Consider the following 17,179-nt stretch of genomic DNA (forward strand, 5'->3'; position numbering starts at 1 on the left):
CGGGCCCGTCCCCGCGTGCGGGCCCCCGTGGGGCCGGTTCTACGCTGTGCCCACGCCTTCGCGCCGGACTCGGTGCGGGTGGTGAGGAGGAGGGGACATGCGAAGACATGTGCTGTGGGGCACGGTGGCCGCTTCGGTGGTCATGGCCGTGCTGGGGGCGTCACCGGCGCACGCCGAGGGGCGGGGCGACATCCGGGTCGTCAAGGCGGTGGCCAACAACGGCAAGAGCGTCGTCGTCGGCACCGGTGCGGTGGTGACCTTTCCGGTCAAGCTGACCATCAAAGACAATTCGGGTGTCAAGGGGCTAGGGGAAATCCGTGCGGGCAGCGCCAACACCACCTACGGCGTTCCGGCCGAGACGGTCGGGGTCACCTGCAAGAAGCTGAGCAGCACCACTTCGGACTGCACGGCGACGATGCGCATCGATCCCCACTGGTTTCCGGGGTACAGCGAGCGCAACGCCAACGAGGGGGCCGGTGACTGGAACGTCTACGGCATCGTCAACGCCAACGACAGGGACTACTGGATCTTCGATGCGCTTGCCCCGTTCAAGCTGAAGCGAGCCGCGACGCTGAAGGTGTCCGCCATGCGGTCCTACCTTGTCGGTCCCAGCAAGCAGGTCAAGGTCACCGGCACGCTCGCCCGCGCCGACTGGGAGGCGCTGAAGTACCGCGGCTACGGCGGCCAGAGCGTGAAGCTGCAGTTCCGCAAGGCCGGCGCCACCTCGTACACGACGGTGAAGACGGTGAAGACGAACAGCTCCGGCCAGGTCAGTACGACGGTGACCGCGTCAGCCCCGGGCAGTTGGCGCTGGTTCTACCCCGGCACGTCCACGACCTCGCAGACCGCGTCCGCGGGCGACACCGTCTCTTTCGGGACACCGGTCATGCGCTCCCGTGCGGCGATGCCCCCCGTGCACAACGTCTCGGCACAGTGAAGGACCGCGCCGCTCGCCGCTCGAACCGGGCGGCGAGCGGCGCGGCGTCTACGAGTTGCGCCGTGCGCGGGCGATGAGCACGAACGCGATGATGCCGACCACGATCACGGCGAGCACGATCCCCACGATCAGCCCGCCACCGAACCCGCCGGAGCCGTGCTTCCGCCGCTTCTTGCTCTTGCTTTTGCTCTTGTACGCGTGCGCGGCCTCGCGCGCACCGGCGTGGACGGACGTCACCCCGTCCGCATGTCCCACACCCTGTACCGAAGCGGTACGGGAGGCGGCGGACGCGGACACGGAAGCGGGCGCGGCGGCGGATGCCGCGGCGGGTGCGCCGCCGACGAGCACGCCCGTCAGGAACAGAGCGGTGAGAGCGGCACGGGTGCGCTTGCGGACCATGGTGAATGACCTCCCCCGAAGTCGCCGAAGTCTCGGCTTTGCGCACCGTACGGCATACGTTTGAGCCGCCACCAGACAACGACGGAGGTGTCTTCGTATGCGGATCGCCACAACGATCTTCCTCACCGACGAAACGATCACGCCGGTGCGGCTCGCGCACGAGCTTGAGCAGCGGGGATTCGCCGGGCTCTATCTTCCGGAGCACACGCACATCCCGGTGAGCAGGGAAACTCTTTACCCGGGGGGCGGCGACCTGCCGCCCGAGTACGGCCGCACCCTGGACCCGTTCGTCGCCCTGGGCCAGGTCGCCGCGGTGACCGAAAGGCTGAGCCTCGGTACGGGCATCACGCTGATCACCCAGCACGACCCGATCGATCTGGCCAAGCAGATCGCGACCCTCGACCACGTCTCCGGCGGCCGCTTCACGCTGGGCCTCGGCTTCGGCTGGAACGTCGAGGAGGCTGCGGACCACGGAGTCACGTGGTCGACGCGCCGGGAGCTGGGCCGTGACCGGATGGCGCTGATGCGCGCGCTGTGGAGTCCCGAACCAACCGCCTACGAAGGCCAGTTCGGCTCGGTGCGGGCCAGTCACGCCTACCCGAAGCCGGTCCAGGAGCCGCGTGGTCCGGTGATCGGCCCGCGCACCCTGATCGGCGGCGCGGCGGGACCGAAGCTGTTCGCGCACATCGCGGAGTACGCGGACGGCTGGATGCCGATCGGCGGCCGGGGCCTGACGGAGTCGGTGCCCAGGCTCCGCACGGTCTGGGAGTCGGCGGGCCGCGACCCGAAGGACCTCCAGGTGATCCCCTACGCGGTCCTGCCGAGCCCGGGCAAACTGGCGCACTACGCGGACCTGGGCATCGAGGAGGTCGTCCTCCAACTGCCCCCCGCTGCCGAACCGGAGGTCCTGCGGACGCTCGACGCGTTCGCCGAGTACCTCTGAGGGCTGTCCCGCCAGGAATTGCGGGACAGCCCTCAGGCCCTAAGGTGCCTGCTGCCCGGCCGCGGCGGTCAGCTCGTACATCGTCGCGACCGGCAGCGCCGGATTCGCCGCGGCCCGGTGGCCGAGCTCGGGGTCGTCGAGGAGTGCCGTGATGCGGTCCTGCGGCAGTCGGGGGTGGCCTGCCGCGTCCGCGCGGACCTGCGGGTCGGGGTCGCGGGTGAGCCGGTCGGCGGTGCCGGCCGGAGTTTCGGGGTCGAGGAGGGCCAGCCGCCGGACCGCGGGGTCTTCGTCGCCTGCGAACCGGGCGAGCCCGGTCCGGGGGAAGTTGCCGTGCCCGGTCAGATGCCAACGGTCGCAGCCGGTGTACTCCAGGAAGCAGCGGAGCAGCAGCGCGGCCGGGGCGTCCGGATGGTTCTGGCCGAGCAGGACCCGGACGCCGAGGTCGGAGTCGTCCGCGAGAAGGGCGACGAGGTCGGCGGGGAGGTGCGGCTCGCGAGCGGCCCGTCGGCGCAGGAGCGGGTGGGCGGACAGTGCGAGTGCACGGACCTGCTCCGGGTCGGGCAGCAACTCCGGGTCGTACGGCGGATTGTGGCAGTACGACCTGTCCTGCGTCACCTCGTAGTCGATCGCGGCCCGTTCCGCCTCACTCAGCGCCGGATGCACCGAGAGCGCGAGGCGCACCCCGGGGTCGGGGTCCACAGCGAGCGCGCGGCGCTCGGCAGGCACCAGGTCGGGCCGGGCGGCGACGCGGGTGCGCACCTTGGGGTCGGGGTGTGCGGCCAGCAGGGCCACGGTCTCCGGCGGAACACCGGCATTGCGGGCGATCAGCCACGCGTGCCGTGGCAGGGAGGCTGCCACGACGTCCGGGGCGAGTGCTCCGTACATCAACAGGTGCGTGTGCGTATGGCAGGGGTGCGCGGGAAGGTCCTCCCGCACCGCGTCGGGGTCGCGGAGCCGTTCGTAGCGGCGCCTGCTCGCCTCGGCCGCCTTCCGTACCTCCGGGTCCGGGTCTGCCGGCAGGGCGTCCCGGACGTCGGGTGTCAGGGACTCCCAGGACAGGCGGCCGATCCCCATGCAGCGGACCTTCGCCGAGGGATGAGTGGTCATCGCACGCTGCAGACCGGGCGAGACCAGCCGGTTGAGCTCCCACAGGTGGTCGTCCTCGTACGTCTCGATGATCCGCACGATGGTCCGGTCCGGCAACGGCCGCGGCATGCACACGTCGTCGGCCTGCGGCTCGCGGGACAGATGCCCCCGTACGAGATGGTCCGGATCGTCCACCAGCCGTGCCCGCTGCTCCGGATCGGCGTACGGGTTCCGGGCGAAGAAGCTGCGTGTGCGCGGGTCGGGGTGGGCCACGACCGCGTCCACCACGGGACCGGGCAGCACCCGGTCACGGGCCAGCACCATCCGCGCGGCTACCGGCCCGTCCGCGAGGATCCGCAGCAGTACGTCGACGGGCGCGGCCGGATTGCGCGCCACACCGGCCAACAGGCGCTCGGCCGGCCCGGCGGCTTCCCATATCTCTTCAGGAGTCACGGCGGAATGCTCCCACGCGCTTCCACGCAGGAGCGGCCCGTCGCCGTGTCCGGGTTGCGCTTTCCGTTGCGTCAACTCCTACCGTCGAGTGTGGCCGGAGGAACCGGCCCGGTGAAGGGAGGCGCGGCCATGGCCTGGTCGATCGCGGAGGTGGCGCGGATGTCCGGGGTGACGTCCCGGACGCTGCGGCACTACGACGAGATCGGCCTGCTGCCGCCTGCGGGATTCGGCAGCAATGGGCACCGCTCCTACGAAGAGGCCGACCTGCTGCGTCTGCAGCGGATTCTGCTGATGAGGGAGCTGGGCCTGGGGCTGCGTGAGATCCGGCGCGTGCTGGACGAGCGCACCGACCCGGTGAGCGCACTGCGTGAGCACCACAGGCGGCTGTGCGAGGAGCGTGACCGGCTGGACACGCTCGTCAGCACCGTCGAGCGGACCATCGCCGAACTGGAGGAAGGGAAGGGCGACAACGACATGGCGAAGATCAGCAGGCCGGAGAACCTGTTCGAAGGCCTTGAGCACACCGCCGAGGAAGACGCCGAAGTGCGCGAGCGCTGGCCGCAGGCGTGGGAGGAGGCCCGCCGGTCCAGGGAGACGATGACGGAGGCGGACCAGGAGGCGTGGCAGCGCGAGGCGACCGCGCAGATGATCCGCTTCGCGGAGTTCATGGTGGCGGGCACACCGCCCGACGACCCGGCGGTGCAGGCGGAGACGGATGCGCACTACCAGGGCATCTGCCGGTTCTGGACGCCGAACGCGGAGGCCTACGTGGGCCTGGGCCGGACCTACGTCGACGATCCCCGCATGCGGGCCAATTTCGACCGGATCGCCGACGGCCTGGCCGCGTACCAGCGTGACGCGATGGTGGCCTACGCCGAGGCCCGTCTGAGCTGACCGCCGTGCTGCGCGCCGCTCTCGCAGTCGTCGCACCTGCCGGGTTCGGGCGCCCTGAACCCTCGGTCGCAGCCGTCGCAGTTCTGCATCGGCACGGGCCGGTAGGCGGCGGGAAGGGTCTGCCCGGACGGCAGGGAATCGGTGAGCCGGTACCGCACCAACTGCGCGGGGAACCGCACGGGCCGGGGCAGTTCCTCCGTCAGGGCCTTGCGTACGTCGGCGGGCGACGCGTCCCGCTCGAACCAGGCGGCGACGCCGGGCGCGAGGTAAGCGATCTGGGCGTCGGTCAGGCGGAGTTCGGCATCCTGATGCTTCAGCCCGGCGAGGAGGAGCGCGGCGGCCCGGAGGAGCTGCGGCAGGGGATTCAGCGGCTGCGGAAGCGGCGGACGCGGCGGCTTCCTGGCGGTGGGCGCGGGGACGCGGGGGAGGGGAGCGGGGTCGGCGGGAGGCGCCGGGGGAGGCGCCGGGGTCGGGGTGGGGGGCGGTGCCGGGGCCGGGCGGGGCTTGCGTGGCGTGACCGATTGGGCCTTGCCGCGTGCGGCGGGGTCCGGGTGGTTGTACGACACGGTGCGGGTGTAGATCCGCCCGTCCGGCGAACGCTCCCGCGTCCGCTCGAGGTAGCCGTGCTGCTCCAGCTCCCGCAGGGCACCCGCGATGCGGTGCTCACTGTCGGAGGGCAGACGGGCTGCTAGGGCCTTGATGCCGATCCTGGCGCCCGGCGGCAGCGACTGGATGTGCACGGCCAGGCCTCGGGCGGCGAGCGAGAGTTCGCGGTGCTGGCTGAGGTGGTTGCCGACGACGGTGAAGCGGTCGGCGTGACGAATGTTGACATGCTGTACACCGCGTGGCGGGGTGTAGGGGGCCGCGATAACCTGCGAGGCATCCATCAGGAAGGTGCTTCTTCCTCGTTGGTCAGGCCCCCGCCTCGGGATTGGTGTCCCGGCGGGGGCCGTCAGAAGTCTTGATTTGGTGCGGCGAGCATATGCCAGGCAACCCGGTCGAAATCCAGCCCAGTTGGCGAACCTCACCCGTGCGGGTGACGGGGACGCCGGTGGGGTCGGGTGGGTATTCAGTTCTCTCCAAGAGCCTTTGAAAGCCTTTACGTCGTGGGCCCCCGCGACGCGGCGGACCGGATCGCGGATTCCCGCGACCCGGTGGTGTGCGATCCGGGTCAGCCCCGGGAGGCGTGGGCGGCGAAGGCGGACCAGGCGGCCAGGGCCTCGTCGACGCCGCTTCTGTGACCGGCCTCGGATTGCCGTACAGCTCTGTGCGAGCAGCCGGCGACCGTCCTCTGGGCGTGAACAGGGTGAACGTGCCGTCGACGGCCGGGTGTTCTTCGCGGTCGGTCCGCATCACCTGGATCTCGACGGTTCACAGGCGGCCCACTCGTAGGAGCTGCCTGGTCGAGGCACCGGCGGCGAAGTGGGGCGTGGTCGGGAAGGCGGTGCGGGCGGAGGTCGGCCGGAGCCGGGAACCGGGTCGGTGAATTTGCGCGTCGCGTAGCTTGGCATGAACCGTTCTTGACCTAGGAGACCCCATGCAGCTGTCCACCGGAAGCCGGATCGTCGTGCGAGCGGCAGGGGCCTTGCTGACGGTGGCGGTCGCGGCGGGTTGCTCGGCGAGCGTGGGCACGAAGAAAGTGAAGAAGGACGAGGTCGCGAAGCAGGCCTCGGCGGCCCTGGGCAAGCAGGTCGGACGGGAGCCCGACGACATCACCTGCGAGGACGACCTCAAGGCCGAGGTGGGCGCGACCATACGGTGTGAGCTCACCGACGGCGGTGAGAAGCAGGGCATGACGGTCACCGCGAAGTCGGTCGACGGCGACAAGGTCGACATGGACTTCAAGGTCGACGAGGCCGCGGGTGCGGGCAACTCGGCGGAGCCGACCGACGCGGCGAGCGCCGGCACCGGCGGCCGGTCGGTCGACAAGGCAGAGGTCGCCCGTCAGGGCAAGGCCGCGCTGACGGCCCAGGTCGGCAAGGCGCCCGATGCCTTCTCCTGCCCCGAGAACCTTCCGGCCGAGGTGGGTGCCACCATCCGCTGCCAGTTGGCATCGGAGGGCAAGCAGTACGGCGTGACGGTCACCGCGAAGTCCCTCGTCAACGGCAAGGTCAGCATGGACTTCGAGGTCGACGACACCGCGACCGGCTGATCCCTTCACCATGTCTGCGTCATACTGAGCCGCCGGAACACAGGGGGGCGTGCAGCGCATGGAGTACGGGGCGGGCGGCGCGGGCTTGCCGGCGAATATCGGCGGGTACGCCGTGGAACGGGAGTTGGGCGCCGGCGGGATGGGCGTCGTCTACCTGGCGCGCTCGCGCGGCGGGCGTGCGGTGGCGGTGAAGGTGGCGCGCTCGGAGCTCGCGACCGACCCGCACTTCCGGGAGCGGTTCCGCGCCGAGGTCGAGGCCGCCCGCAGCGTGGGCGGCTTCCACACGGCGCCGGTCGTGGACGCGGACCCGGCAGCGGCGGCGCCCTGGCTGGCCACGGCGTACATCCCGGGGCCGACGCTCGGTGCGCTGATCGAGGCCGAGGGGCCGATGGACGAGGAACGGCTGCGGCAGCTGGGCGCGGCGCTCGCGGAGGCGCTGGCGGCGATCCACGGTTGCGGGCTGGTCCACCGCGACCTGAAGCCCGGGAACATCATCATGGCCTCGGACGGGCCGAGAGTCCTGGACTTCGGCATCGCGCGGGCGCTGGAATCGACCCGTCTGACGGCCACCGGGGTGGCCTTCGGGACGCCCGGGTTCCTGGCGCCGGAGCAGGCGCAAGGGCTGGAGGTCAGGGGCGCCGCGGATGTGTTCGCGCTCGGGGCCGTGCTCGTCGCGGCGGCGGGCGGAGCCGCGTTCGGGGCGGGTACGCCGATGGGGCTGATGTACCGGTCGGTCCACGAGGCGCCGGACCTGGCCGTGGTGCCGGACGGCCTGCGGCCGATCGTGGCGTCCTGTCTGGCCAAGGAGCCCGGAGAACGGCCCACACCGGAACGGTTGCTGGACCTGTTCGCGCCGGGTGGAGCGACGTACTCCCCGACGGTGGCGGTACCGCCGCCTCCGCCCTCCTACGCGCCGTCCGCCGCAGCCGTCCCGTTCCAGCAGGCGCCGGTCGGTTTCGGGCCGCCGAACTACGTGGGGCCCGACCCCCGGGCCGACCTGGACTTCATGGCGGTCAGCGCGGACAGCTTCGTCCTGGTCGACGCCGTGGGAGTCCAGCTCGGAACGCCGCTCGGTGAAGTGCGGTTCGCCTGGGCGGACATCAGCACGGTCGAGTACGCGGCCACGAGCCCGAAACACCTCGGGGTGACGGTCCGGCTGCGCAACGGCGCCGCCTACCCGTGCGTGATCGCCGCCCGGAAACGGGCCCGGCTGCGGGAGTGGCTGGAGGACCTGCCGCTGATCCTGGAGTACTTCAGGTAGCGCGGAGAGCCGCGGCCACGTACCGCATGTGCGCGGGATCGCAGGCGATCAGGATGTCCGCCTGCCCGTCGCGGCATTCGGCGAGCTGCCGGAGAGCTGGACGATTGCACGTGGGGCGGCAACGATTTGATCACCTGCGGCGTCAACTGGGCGCGGCGCGGCCAACGGGCCGCAGGGGCCGGAGCGCCGTGATGCGGCGTGGAATCAGTGGTCCGAGGGGTCCTGGCGGGAAGGGTCCTGCGTGTGCTGCCGTGCTCCCAGGACCCACGCGGCGAATGCCTCGACCCCGTCCACGACCGCGTCGAAGCGAGCGGAGTGGAAGATGTCGAACGCGTGTTGCCCGCCGCGGAGTTCGGCGTAGACCACCGCACTGTCCGAGGCCCGGCGCAGTTGGGTGACGTAGTTCCGGGCGCCCTCCACGGTCCCCAGCGCGTCCTTGGTGCCATGAGCGACGAAGATCGGCGGCGCCCCGCCGGGGCGGAGGTATCCCTGGGGCTGGGGCGGGGGCGGCGGTTCGTCCGGCGGGGTGCCGAAGAAGTGGCCGTAGTACCCGTAGAGGGAGATCGCGGCGGTGACCGAGGTGTCGGCCGACTCGAAACCGGGCTGGAACGCCGGGTCGTTCGGGGTGAGCGCGCAGAGGGAGGCCATGTTGGCGCCGGCGGAGCTGCCCGCCACGAACAGCTTCGACGGATCGGCGCCGTACTCGGAGCCGTGCTCGCGGACCCAGGCGATGACCTTCTTGGCGTCGATCTGGTGGCCGGGGAACGTGGTCTGGGGCCGCAGCCGGTAGTTGGCGCTGATGCACAGCCAGCCCTGGGCGGCGAGGTGGTACAGCAGCGGGCGGGCCTCGCGGTTCTTCGCTCCGCTCCGGTACTGGCCACCGTGGAAGTAGATGAGGACCGGCGCGTCCTGCGGTGCGTCGCGGTGGCGGTAGATGTCGAGGAGATTCCGGCGTCCGGCTTCCCCGTAGCTGATGTTGGGGATCCGCCTCACGCCGCGCCGCCGCATGAAGCCGGGCAGCAGCACGATGCGGACCCAGGGCCGGTGGCGGCGCAGCGGTACGCGCACCCGGTTCCGCCAGCCGGCCCCCAGCCCCTCGTCGAGTGCGCGCGTCACGGCCGCATCCGCGTGCAGTCCCCGCCACGCGGATACGGCCAGGTCGGCGGCGGCGACCGCTGCCACCGCGACCGTCGCCCTGGCGCCCGTCGAGCCCAGATCGCCCTGGGCGGCGGCCAGGGCCGTGGAGGCGGTCAGGACGATGATGCCCAGGAACGGCACCTCGTTGAGGACCATGCCGAACAGGAAGCTCATGTGGGCCAGCGGCCGGGGCCGGCGCGGTGCGACGACGGCGAAGAACGTGCACCAGGCGACGAGCGCCGTCGACGCCATGTATCCCATCGGCAAGGCCATTGATGTTCCCCGTCAACTCAGGTGAGCATTGCGCCGATCGGGTCTCACGCGCTCAGGTGTGTGCGCCCAGTCTTCCCGCCGGGCGGGCGCTCCATCAACGACGGTCCTGATAACGTCTTTTAACTCTGAGATAAAGAATCCGGGGCGCGCGCATGGAGATGCGAGAGATCGAGATCTTCCTGACGTTGGCGGAAGAGCTGCACTTCAGTCGTACGGCCGAGCTGCTGGGCATCAGCCCGGCCCGCATCAGCCAGTCGATCAAGAAGCAGGAGCGGCGCATCGGCGGCCCCCTGTTCCACCGGACCACCCGCGCCGTGCGTCTCTCTCCTCTCGGTGAGGACCTGTACAAGGCCCTCAAGGACGGGCACCGGCAGATCATGCAGGGGATCGCGACGGCCCGGGCCGCAGCCGAGGGAGCGTCCGGCACGCTGACCCTCGGCACGCTCGGCCCGTACTCCGTGCAGATCAAGGACACGCTCGACCTGTTCCGGGACCGCTGCCCGAACGCCCTTCTCCAGCACCGCGAGATCCAGCCCGCCTCGCCGCTGGACCTGCTGCGGTCAGGCGACGTGGACGTGGCGTACCTGTGGCTGCCGGTCGACGAACCCGGTCTGACGGTCAGCCCGACCTCGTGCGCCTCCGAGGTGCTGCTGATGATGTCCGCCGAACACCCCTACGCGGCACGGCAGTCCATCTGCCTGGAGGATCTCGGCGACTGCGCCGTGGTCGGAGGCCAGACCATCCCGTCCTCCATGGAGGAGATCTTCAATCCCTGGCACACGCCCTCCGGGCGTCCGGTCCGTCGCGGCCCGAAGGTCTCCACCTGGCAGGAGACCCTCAGCGTCGTCTCGTCGGGCCAGGCGACGGCCGGGGTCACGGGCGAGGTGGCCGAGTTCTACACCTGGCCGAGCCTGGCCTTCGTTCCGATCCGGGACGCGCCGCCCTGCCGGTGGGCCTTCGTGTGGCGCACCGCGAGCGAGACGCCACTCATTCGTGCCTTCGCCGGGGCAGCCGCCGACGCGGACCGCCGGGCGGGGCAGTAGGCAGACGGTTGTCAGGGGGCCCTGCCCCGAACCGGCGCAACCTCCCTCAGACGACGTCGAATTCGTTGCCCTCGGGGTCCTGCATGGCGGCCGCGTAGAGCCCCGTCTCCGGCTCGTCCTTGATCCGCAGCACGGTGGCACCGGCCTCGACCAGCCGCTCCACCGTAGCGTTGACCCGCTGTGCGCGAACGTCCAGCGGGACGTCGCGGCCCCCGCCGGCCTTCAGGTCGAAGTGCCACCGGTTCTTGGCGGCCTTCGGCTCCGGCACCTGCTGGAACCACACCCTCGGCCCACGTCCCGCGGGATCGATGATCGACTCCGGGACGTCGCCGGCACCGGCCGGCAACTCCGCCTCGGGCACTCCCGCCGCCGCCCAGTAGGCACGCCACGTGGCGTGCCCTGCGGGCGGGGGCTCAGGGACGTAGCCCAGGGCCTCGGCCCAGAAACTCACCATTCTCTGCGGATCGGAACAGTCGATCGTCAGCTGCACGGTCATCTCCATACGCGGAGCATCCCAGGCAGGACCGACAGACGGATCTCTTGCGCAGCGGGCCCGGCTGGGCCGGCGACTGCCCGGCTACCGCAGGCCGTTCAGGAATTCGATGACCCGCCCGGTCAGCAGCTCCGCCGCGGCCCGGTCGTAGGCCGGCAGCGAGGAGTCCGCGAACAGGTGATGCTTGCCCGAGTAGAGGAAGAGCTCGGCCTGGTCGGTGGCGGCGGTCAGCTCCCTGGCGGCGTCGAGGTCCCCCTCGTCGGCGAAGAACGGGTCACCGTCCATCCCGTGCACCTGCACCGGGACGCCGGCCGGCCATGCCTCGCCGAATTCGGACACGGGCAGGCAGGCGTCGATGAGCAGCGCGCCCCTGGCGCCGGCGCGGGTCTGGGCCAGGCGCTGGGCCGGCATGACCCCGAGGGAGAAGCCCGCGTAGACCACGTCGCCACCGAGCTTCTGAGCAGCGGCGATCCCGCGCTCCATGACGTTGCCGAATCCCGTCCTGCTCGCGTAGCCGATGCCCTGCTCCAGGGTCTCGAAGGTGTGCCCCTCGTAGAGGTCAGGGACGTGGACGGTGTGGCCCGCCCGGCGGAGTTCGGCCGCGAAAGCCTCGACTCCGGGGGTCAGCCCCTGAGCGTGATGGAACAGCACAACTTCGGCCATGGCCTGCCCGCCTTCATCTCGCTGAACGATCCAAATGTTTGGAACAATCGGCGATGCTAGTCTAATCGAATTATGTCGAGCAATACTCCCGACTACGACCTCGACGAAACGATCGAGCTCACCACGGCCGAGCAGGTGCGGGCCATCGGCGACCCCCTGCGCACCACCATCCTCGGCCTGCTGCACGAGCGCGCCGCGACGGTGACCGAGCTCGCCGCCGCGGTCAAGCGGCCGAAGAGCACCGTCGCGCATCATGTCGCGGTCCTGACCAAGGCCGGTCTGCTGCGCGTGGTGCGGACCCGCAAGGTCCGGGCGATCGAGGAGCGCTTCTACGGCCGTACCGCGCGGATGTTCTTCGTCGGCCTCGGCCGGCAGGCGTCCGGCGGAGCGCTGCCGCCCGACTTCAACGACTTCGAGGTGGCCGCGAGGGAGTCAGCCGCGGCGTACGAGCTCGGGCGGCTGCGTCAGTTCATCCGGCGGGCCCGGATCTCCGAAGAACAGGCGGCTGAGTTCTGGGAGCGCATCGAGCAGATGATCCACGAGTTCGACAAGCTGCCGCGTACCGGTGACACGGTCCACGGCTTCGCCGTCGGGGTGTATCCGATCCCCGACTACCCGACCCTGCCGCCCGCGTCGCACACCGGAGAACAGGGCTGACGTCGTACGCCCGCTTCCTCCGGCCCACCCGGTCAGCCCTTCCCCTCGGCCGACGCGGCCGGGTGGGAAGCCGGTATCAGGTGCCGTCCGGTGCAGTCCGGTCGCCGTCCCGGGATCGGCTCGATGGCGGCCTACCAGCCAGGAGCGGGGAGGGCGTCGGGCCACCACGGCGGCACGCCGTCGGGGCAGTAGTAGGTGGCGTCCCCCAGGAAGAGCGAGACGGCGCCCCAGGACGCGGTGAGTACGAGCGCTGCGCCGGCAGCGGCGGCCACCAGAGGGCGCCGGCCCAGGAGGGCCACGGCACTCAGCCAGACGGCCAGCAGGACGATCGTGAGCACGGGGACGAAGAGCACGAGGAGAAACGTGCTGTTGGCCGAGCTGTTCACACCGGCGTCGCAGGCGTTCCACGCTCTTCCCAGCAGCGCGGCCGTCAGAAGGGCCGTGGCCGGTGCGAGTGCCGTACCGGACCATCCGACTCTGCGGCGGCTACGCATGTGTGCTCCGAGCTGTCCGGGGCCGGGCGCCGGGGAGCCGGACCGTGACGAGGAGACCGCCCGCGGGGCGGGGCGCGAGGTCGAGCGTTCCGGCGTGGGCGCGGACGACGCTGTTCACGATGGCCAGGCCGAGGCCGACGCCCGCGTGTTCGTCGGTGCGTACGCGTTCGGTTCCGCGTCGGAAGGGTTCGGTCAGGGTCGGTACGAGCTCAGGGGGGAGCGGGCGGCCCGTGTTCTCGACCCGCAGCACGCTCATGTCGCCGTGCGCCTCGGTGCGGACCGTCACCGTGCCTCCGCTGGGGACGTTGTGGACGATGGCGTTCTGGACGAGGTTCGTCACCATCCGGAGCAGGAGCTCCGCGGAGCCGTCGGTCCGGGCCGCGGAGCCGGTGACGTCGAGGGTGATCCGGCGGCCTTCGGCGAGGGGGAGCAGTGTCTCGGCGGCTTCCTCGGCGAGGAGGGAGAGGTCGACGTTCTCCCTGGTGAAGGTGGAGCCTTCGCCGCGGCTGAGGAGCAGGAGTGCCTCGGTGAGGTCGATCGCCCGGGTGTTCACCTCGTGCAGGCGGCCGATGAGTGCGTCCCGGTCCCGTGTGGGGTCCTTGCGGGCGACGTCGAGGAGGGTGCGCGAGATCGCCAGCGGGGTGCGCAGTTCGTGGGAGGCGTTCGCGGCGAACCGTTGTTGCTCGGCGACGTGGGACTCGAGCTGTCCGAGCATGGAGTCGAACGTGTCCGACAGCTCACGGAACTCGTCCTGACGGCCCTCCATACGGATCCGGTGTGACAGCGACCCGGTCCCGGCCCGCCGTGCCGCATCCGTGATCAGCGTGAGCGGGGCGAGCATCCGGCCGGCCAGGAGCCATCCGCCCAGGAGGCCGAACACGAGCAGGGCGGCCATCGCGATGGCCGCGGGCGGCGCGAACATGTGGATGAGGAGGTAGCGGTTGGGCGAGACCCCGAGAAGGCCCTGGGCATTGTCCGGCACGTAGCGCAGCAGGTAGACCCAGACCAGGGCCAGCAGGAGAGCGCCGGCGACGGCGAGGAATCCGGCGTAGCTGAGGGCGAGCTTCAGCCGGACGCTGAGCCCCGGTCTTCTACGCATGCGGGCTGCCGGGGGCGGCGGTGGCCGTGCCGGCGTCGATCCGGTAGCCGACGCCGGGCACCGTGGCGATGAGCCACGGTTCGCCGAGCCGTTTGCGCAGGGCGGAGACGGTGATGCGAACGGCATTGGTGAAGGGGTCCGCGTTCTCGTCCCAGGCCCGTTCCAGCAGTTCCTCCGCGCTGACGATGCCGCCCTCGGCGGCGACGAGGACCTCCAGTACGGCGAACTGCTTACGGGTCAGCGCGACGTACCGGCCGTCGCGGAAGACCTCCCGGCGGAACGGGTCGAGCCGCAGGCCCGCGATCTCGCGGACCGGGGGGCGGGCGTACACGCGTCTGCGGTCGAGCGCCCTCAGCCGCAGGACCAGCTCGCGCAGCTCGAACGGCTTGGTGAGGTAGTCGTCGGCGCCGAGTCCGAACCCGGAGGCCTTGTCGTCGATCCGGTCGGCCGCGGTCAGCATCAGGATCGGGATGTTGCTGCCGGAGGCGACGATGTGCCGGGCGACCTCGTCGCCGGAGGGGCCGGGGATGTCGCGGTCGAGGACCGCGAGGTCGTAGGAGTTGACGCCGAGCAGCGCCAGGGCGGAGTCGCCGTCGCCCGCGATGTCGGCGGCTATCGCCTCCAGCCGCAGACCGTCACGGACGGCCTCGGCCAGATAGGGCTCGTCCTCCACGATCAGTACGCGCATGGGCGAAGCCTACGACCGGCCGGCCATTGCGGGGCGCGGCCGGTCCGTGGGCGCCTGCGCCTCCGTACGCCACCAGCGGCGCGACGCCAGCCCGGCCAGCACGGCGCCGGTGGCGTTGACCAGGACGTCGTCCACGGAGGACACCCGGTCCAGCTGGAGGACGTACTGCGCGCTCTCGACCAGGGCCGAGCAGCCCGCCCCGAGCGCCAGGACCCGCGGCACGGATGCCAGGGCCGCGAACCGCATCGGGGCGAAGAAGCCCAGCGACGCGAAGACCAGCAGATTGCCGGTGATCCCCAGCGGCCCCATCGTGACCAGGTCCCGCAGCGGCACCAGGCTCACCCGGGCGGGAGCCACGCCGGGCGCCGCGCCCGGCATCAGGGTCATCCACAGGAACGGCGTCGTCCCGTGGACCATGGCCACCTCGGCCAGCGACATCCGCCACGGCGATGTGCCGTCGGCGGTACGCCGGCTCCGTGCCAGCACCCACACCACGAGGAAGGACAACGGCAGCGCGACCAGCGTCATGAGCACGATGCCGTTGAACGTGTCGTAACAGCCGTGCCACCGCCCCGCCGCGCACCGCGGCGCGGCCATCATGAGCGGCCCCCGGATGAGGAACCCGGCTCCCGCCAGGCCGAGCACCGCCAGTCCGACGAGCACGAACCGGCGCACGCGGCGGGGCGGTACGGGTGGGGCGGCGTTGTGGTTCATGTACCCATGGGAGACGGGCTGCCGTTGCGCGGGCGTATGCGGATTCTGATACGCCCGCGATACGCGGTGGTCGTCTCCGCGGGGCGGCGGGCCCCGAGTGACGTGCCCCGGCCGCCCCGGCGACCGGGGCTCAGCCCGTCATGGCAGGGGCCCGTCGAGGATGCGGCCCACCAAGTCGGCCACCGCGCCCGCGGAGCAGGCCGCGACCACGATGTCCGCGGCCTTCAGGACCTGCGGGTGGCCGTCGCCGACCGCCGCGCCCAGGCCCGCGAGGCCGATCATGCCGGTGTCGTTGGGGTTGTCCCCGATGGCGGCGATCCGGGTCGTGTCCATGCTGTAGTGGGCGGCCAGCTCCCGTAGTGCGGCCTCCTTGCCGGCGCCGGGCGGCAGCACCTCCAGATACGTGTCCTCCGACTGGACGAGCAGGGCTTGCGGGCAGTGGTGGGTCACCAGGTCGGCGAGGGAGGCCGGGTTCCGGCCGTCGGAGATCAGCATCACCTTGGTGGGCGGGCGGTCCGGAGGAGCGGGGAGCAGGGCGATGCGGTCGCGGCGGGCGTAGTCCGTCAAGGCGGGGGCGAGGCGCAGGATGTGGGCGTCGCCGCCGCTGAAGGCGACCGCGCCCACGCCCTCGGGGAGGGCGGGGACGACCAGGTCCCGGAGGTGGGGCCAGACCGGGCCCAGGTCCAGGTCCAGGAGGTGGGCGCCGGTCCCGGGGTCCGTGATGCGGGCGCCGTTGTAGAGGATCATCGGGGTGTCCAGGCCGAGTTCGCGGTGGTACGGCGTGGCGGACTCCTCGTTGCGGCCGGTTGCGATGAACACCGTGCCGCCGCGGTCCCGGTAGCGGCGCAGCGCCTCGACGCTGCGGGGGACGAGGCGGAGGTCCCGGTCGACGAGGGTGCCGTCGAGGTCGGTGACGATCCAGGCGTGGCTGAGCCCGGTGTGCGCGGTCATCGGTCCGTCCCGGCGAGCCGGGAGGTGTACCAGGACGTGAACTCCCGTAGCGCGGTGGGCTCCAGGTCACGCGTGTGCGCCACGTAGCACGGCTGGTCCCAGCCGGGGTCGCCGCCGAAGGGCAGGTACGTGCCGCCCGCCCGCTCGACGATCAGGTGGGCGGCGCAGATGTCCCACGCGTTGACGGTCGTGCCCAGGGCCGCGTCGCACCAGCCCGCGGCCACATGGGCGAGGGTGAGCGCGGCGCTGCCCGTGCGGCGGACGGTGCCGTAGCGGGAGACGAGGCCGGCGAACCGTACCGGGGACTCGGGGTCGCCGGACGCGAGCTCCCTGCTGTTGGGGAAGCCGGTGATGAGGAGGGCGCGGGCCTCGTCCGTCGTGCCGGCCGATATCAGTGGGTCGTCGCCGAGGCGGGCGCCGGAGAGGTCGGCGGAGAAGACGTGGCCCGCGATCGGGTCGACCACGGCGGCGGCCACCGGCCGGCCGTCGATGACGGCGCCGATCGCGGTGCAGAAGAACGCGAGGCCGTGGGCGAAGTTCGCGGTGCCGTCGATCGGGTCGACGTACCAGGAGATCCTGCCGCTGCCGTCCCGGCGGCCGCCCTCCTCGCCGATGACCGTGCTGTCGGGGACCTTGCCGAGCAGGGCGTGGCGGATGCGCTCCTCGGCCCGCCGGTCGTGTTCGGTCACCGGGTCGTGTTCGTCGCGCTTGAACTCCACGTCCATCCGGCCGCGGAAGGCTGCCCGCAGGTCGGGTGCGACCGCGAGCGCGGCCTCCACCGCCACGGTGCGCAGGTGGGCGGAGAGTTCCTCGGTCTCGTCCATGCGTTTCATGCGTGTGCT

Annotated in this window: 20 protein-coding genes; 8 read left to right on the forward strand and 12 right to left on the reverse strand. The window is 71.5% G+C overall.

Going from position 1 to position 17,179, the window contains the following annotated elements:
- Positions 1–97 precede the first annotated feature (97 nt).
- Positions 98–937, forward strand: a complete 840-nt coding sequence (locus ABZ434_RS00640) for a hypothetical protein (RefSeq protein ID WP_359131029.1) — start codon at positions 98–100, stop codon at positions 935–937.
- 48 nt (positions 938–985) lie between these two features.
- Here the strand turns inward: ABZ434_RS00640 and ABZ434_RS00645 are convergent, their stop codons facing one another.
- Positions 986–1,336, reverse strand: a complete 351-nt coding sequence (locus ABZ434_RS00645; protein ID WP_359131031.1) for a hypothetical protein — start codon at positions 1,334–1,336, stop codon at positions 986–988.
- Positions 1,337–1,433: 97 nt separating this feature from the next.
- Here ABZ434_RS00645 and ABZ434_RS00650 point away from each other — a divergent pair, with 97 nt between their 5' ends.
- A complete protein-coding gene (locus tag ABZ434_RS00650; protein WP_359131032.1) occupies positions 1,434–2,279 on the forward strand; it encodes an LLM class F420-dependent oxidoreductase in 846 nt (281 codons plus the stop codon).
- Positions 2,280–2,318: 39 nt separating this feature from the next.
- Here ABZ434_RS00650 and ABZ434_RS00655 read toward each other — a convergent pair whose 3' ends face one another.
- The gene (locus tag ABZ434_RS00655; RefSeq protein WP_359131033.1) at positions 2,319–3,818 is read right to left on the reverse strand and encodes a hypothetical protein; all 1,500 of its coding nucleotides are present in this window, start codon (positions 3,816–3,818) and stop codon (positions 2,319–2,321) included.
- Between the two features lie 129 nt (positions 3,819–3,947).
- Between ABZ434_RS00655 and ABZ434_RS00660 the strand changes: the two genes are divergently transcribed.
- The gene (locus tag ABZ434_RS00660) at positions 3,948–4,712 is read left to right on the forward strand and encodes a MerR family transcriptional regulator (RefSeq protein ID WP_359131034.1); all 765 of its coding nucleotides are present in this window, start codon (positions 3,948–3,950) and stop codon (positions 4,710–4,712) included.
- On the opposite strand, the gene ABZ434_RS00665 is transcribed toward ABZ434_RS00660, so the two are convergent.
- On the reverse strand, positions 4,688–5,599 hold the full coding sequence (locus ABZ434_RS00665; RefSeq protein WP_359131035.1) for a helix-turn-helix domain-containing protein: 912 nt from the start codon (positions 5,597–5,599) through the stop codon (positions 4,688–4,690). The two genes, ABZ434_RS00660 and ABZ434_RS00665, sit on opposite strands and share 25 nt — an antisense overlap.
- 219 nt (positions 5,600–5,818) lie before the next feature.
- Here ABZ434_RS00665 and ABZ434_RS00670 point away from each other — a divergent pair, with 219 nt between their 5' ends.
- From ABZ434_RS00670 to ABZ434_RS00680, 3 genes are all read left to right on the forward strand, one after another.
- Positions 5,819–5,953 (forward strand): hypothetical protein, encoded by a 135-nt coding sequence (locus ABZ434_RS00670; RefSeq protein ID WP_359131037.1) that lies wholly within the window; start codon positions 5,819–5,821, stop codon positions 5,951–5,953.
- Between the two features lie 296 nt (positions 5,954–6,249).
- Positions 6,250–6,864 (forward strand): DUF4333 domain-containing protein, encoded by a 615-nt coding sequence (locus ABZ434_RS00675; protein ID WP_359131039.1) that lies wholly within the window; start codon positions 6,250–6,252, stop codon positions 6,862–6,864.
- A gap of 58 nt (positions 6,865–6,922) precedes the next feature.
- Positions 6,923–8,125, forward strand: a complete 1,203-nt coding sequence (locus ABZ434_RS00680) for a serine/threonine-protein kinase (protein WP_359131406.1) — start codon at positions 6,923–6,925, stop codon at positions 8,123–8,125.
- Between the two features lie 204 nt (positions 8,126–8,329).
- On the opposite strand, the gene ABZ434_RS00685 is transcribed toward ABZ434_RS00680, so the two are convergent.
- A complete protein-coding gene (locus ABZ434_RS00685) occupies positions 8,330–9,535 on the reverse strand; it encodes an alpha/beta hydrolase (RefSeq protein ID WP_359131040.1) in 1,206 nt (401 codons plus the stop codon).
- Between the two features lie 152 nt (positions 9,536–9,687).
- Here ABZ434_RS00685 and ABZ434_RS00690 point away from each other — a divergent pair, with 152 nt between their 5' ends.
- Positions 9,688–10,578 carry a LysR family transcriptional regulator gene (locus ABZ434_RS00690; RefSeq protein WP_359131041.1) on the forward strand — a complete coding sequence of 297 codons (891 nt, stop codon included), beginning with the start codon at positions 9,688–9,690 and terminating at the stop codon, positions 10,576–10,578.
- Positions 10,579–10,624: 46 nt separating this feature from the next.
- Here the strand turns inward: ABZ434_RS00690 and ABZ434_RS00695 are convergent, their stop codons facing one another.
- Together ABZ434_RS00695 and ABZ434_RS00700 are read right to left on the reverse strand one after the other, a co-directional pair.
- Positions 10,625–11,080 carry a VOC family protein gene (locus ABZ434_RS00695; RefSeq protein ID WP_359131042.1) on the reverse strand — a complete coding sequence of 152 codons (456 nt, stop codon included), beginning with the start codon at positions 11,078–11,080 and terminating at the stop codon, positions 10,625–10,627.
- Between the two features lie 75 nt (positions 11,081–11,155).
- Entirely contained in the window at positions 11,156–11,734 is a 579-nt protein-coding gene (locus ABZ434_RS00700) for a dienelactone hydrolase family protein (protein ID WP_359131044.1), read from the reverse strand.
- 72 nt (positions 11,735–11,806) lie between these two features.
- Here ABZ434_RS00700 and ABZ434_RS00705 point away from each other — a divergent pair, with 72 nt between their 5' ends.
- A complete protein-coding gene (locus tag ABZ434_RS00705) occupies positions 11,807–12,391 on the forward strand; it encodes a winged helix-turn-helix domain-containing protein (protein ID WP_359131045.1) in 585 nt (194 codons plus the stop codon).
- 131 nt (positions 12,392–12,522) lie between these two features.
- Here the strand turns inward: ABZ434_RS00705 and ABZ434_RS00710 are convergent, their stop codons facing one another.
- The 6 genes from ABZ434_RS00710 to ABZ434_RS00735 all read right to left on the reverse strand — a co-directional run bounded on the left by ABZ434_RS00710 (position 12,523) and on the right by ABZ434_RS00735 (position 17,170).
- Entirely contained in the window at positions 12,523–12,885 is a 363-nt protein-coding gene (locus ABZ434_RS00710; protein ID WP_359131046.1) for a hypothetical protein, read from the reverse strand.
- Positions 12,878–13,984 (reverse strand): HAMP domain-containing sensor histidine kinase, encoded by a 1,107-nt coding sequence (locus tag ABZ434_RS00715; RefSeq protein WP_359131047.1) that lies wholly within the window; start codon positions 13,982–13,984, stop codon positions 12,878–12,880. Before ABZ434_RS00715 ends, ABZ434_RS00710 begins: the two co-directional genes overlap by 8 nt.
- A complete protein-coding gene (locus ABZ434_RS00720; protein ID WP_359131048.1) occupies positions 13,977–14,672 on the reverse strand; it encodes a response regulator transcription factor in 696 nt (231 codons plus the stop codon). Before ABZ434_RS00720 ends, ABZ434_RS00715 begins: the two co-directional genes overlap by 8 nt.
- Before the next feature lie 9 nt (positions 14,673–14,681).
- Complete coding sequence (locus ABZ434_RS00725) at positions 14,682–15,386, reverse strand: VanZ family protein (protein ID WP_359131049.1); 705 nt, start codon at positions 15,384–15,386, stop codon at positions 14,682–14,684.
- A gap of 138 nt (positions 15,387–15,524) precedes the next feature.
- On the reverse strand, positions 15,525–16,337 hold the full coding sequence (locus tag ABZ434_RS00730) for an HAD-IIB family hydrolase (RefSeq protein WP_359131050.1): 813 nt from the start codon (positions 16,335–16,337) through the stop codon (positions 15,525–15,527).
- Positions 16,334–17,170 carry an inositol monophosphatase family protein gene (locus ABZ434_RS00735; protein ID WP_359131052.1) on the reverse strand — a complete coding sequence of 279 codons (837 nt, stop codon included), beginning with the start codon at positions 17,168–17,170 and terminating at the stop codon, positions 16,334–16,336. Before ABZ434_RS00735 ends, ABZ434_RS00730 begins: the two co-directional genes overlap by 4 nt.
- Positions 17,171–17,179 lie beyond the last annotated feature (9 nt).

Source organism: Streptomyces sp. NPDC005761 (genome assembly GCF_040630635.1).
Lineage (GTDB): Bacteria > Actinomycetota > Actinomycetes > Streptomycetales > Streptomycetaceae > Streptomyces.

Coding starts and splice junctions, on each gene's coding strand:
- ABZ434_RS00640 (WP_359131029.1), top strand. CDS start 98: ATGCGAAGACATGTGCTGTGGGGCACGGTGGCCGCTTCGGTGGTCATG.
- ABZ434_RS00645 (WP_359131031.1), bottom strand. CDS start 1,336: ATGGTCCGCAAGCGCACCCGTGCCGCTCTCACCGCTCTGTTCCTGACG.
- ABZ434_RS00650 (WP_359131032.1), top strand. CDS start 1,434: ATGCGGATCGCCACAACGATCTTCCTCACCGACGAAACGATCACGCCG.
- ABZ434_RS00660 (WP_359131034.1), top strand. CDS start 3,948: ATGGCCTGGTCGATCGCGGAGGTGGCGCGGATGTCCGGGGTGACGTCC.
- ABZ434_RS00665 (WP_359131035.1), bottom strand. CDS start 5,599: ATGGATGCCTCGCAGGTTATCGCGGCCCCCTACACCCCGCCACGCGGT.
- ABZ434_RS00675 (WP_359131039.1), top strand. CDS start 6,250: ATGCAGCTGTCCACCGGAAGCCGGATCGTCGTGCGAGCGGCAGGGGCC.
- ABZ434_RS00680 (WP_359131406.1), top strand. CDS start 6,923: ATGGAGTACGGGGCGGGCGGCGCGGGCTTGCCGGCGAATATCGGCGGG.
- ABZ434_RS00685 (WP_359131040.1), bottom strand. CDS start 9,535: ATGGCCTTGCCGATGGGATACATGGCGTCGACGGCGCTCGTCGCCTGG.
- ABZ434_RS00690 (WP_359131041.1), top strand. CDS start 9,688: ATGGAGATGCGAGAGATCGAGATCTTCCTGACGTTGGCGGAAGAGCTG.
- ABZ434_RS00695 (WP_359131042.1), bottom strand. CDS start 11,080: ATGGAGATGACCGTGCAGCTGACGATCGACTGTTCCGATCCGCAGAGA.
- ABZ434_RS00700 (WP_359131044.1), bottom strand. CDS start 11,734: ATGGCCGAAGTTGTGCTGTTCCATCACGCTCAGGGGCTGACCCCCGGA.
- ABZ434_RS00705 (WP_359131045.1), top strand. CDS start 11,807: ATGTCGAGCAATACTCCCGACTACGACCTCGACGAAACGATCGAGCTC.
- ABZ434_RS00710 (WP_359131046.1), bottom strand. CDS start 12,885: ATGCGTAGCCGCCGCAGAGTCGGATGGTCCGGTACGGCACTCGCACCG.
- ABZ434_RS00715 (WP_359131047.1), bottom strand. CDS start 13,984: ATGCGTAGAAGACCGGGGCTCAGCGTCCGGCTGAAGCTCGCCCTCAGC.
- ABZ434_RS00720 (WP_359131048.1), bottom strand. CDS start 14,672: ATGCGCGTACTGATCGTGGAGGACGAGCCCTATCTGGCCGAGGCCGTC.
- ABZ434_RS00725 (WP_359131049.1), bottom strand. CDS start 15,386: ATGAACCACAACGCCGCCCCACCCGTACCGCCCCGCCGCGTGCGCCGG.
- ABZ434_RS00730 (WP_359131050.1), bottom strand. CDS start 16,337: ATGACCGCGCACACCGGGCTCAGCCACGCCTGGATCGTCACCGACCTC.
- ABZ434_RS00735 (WP_359131052.1), bottom strand. CDS start 17,170: ATGAAACGCATGGACGAGACCGAGGAACTCTCCGCCCACCTGCGCACC.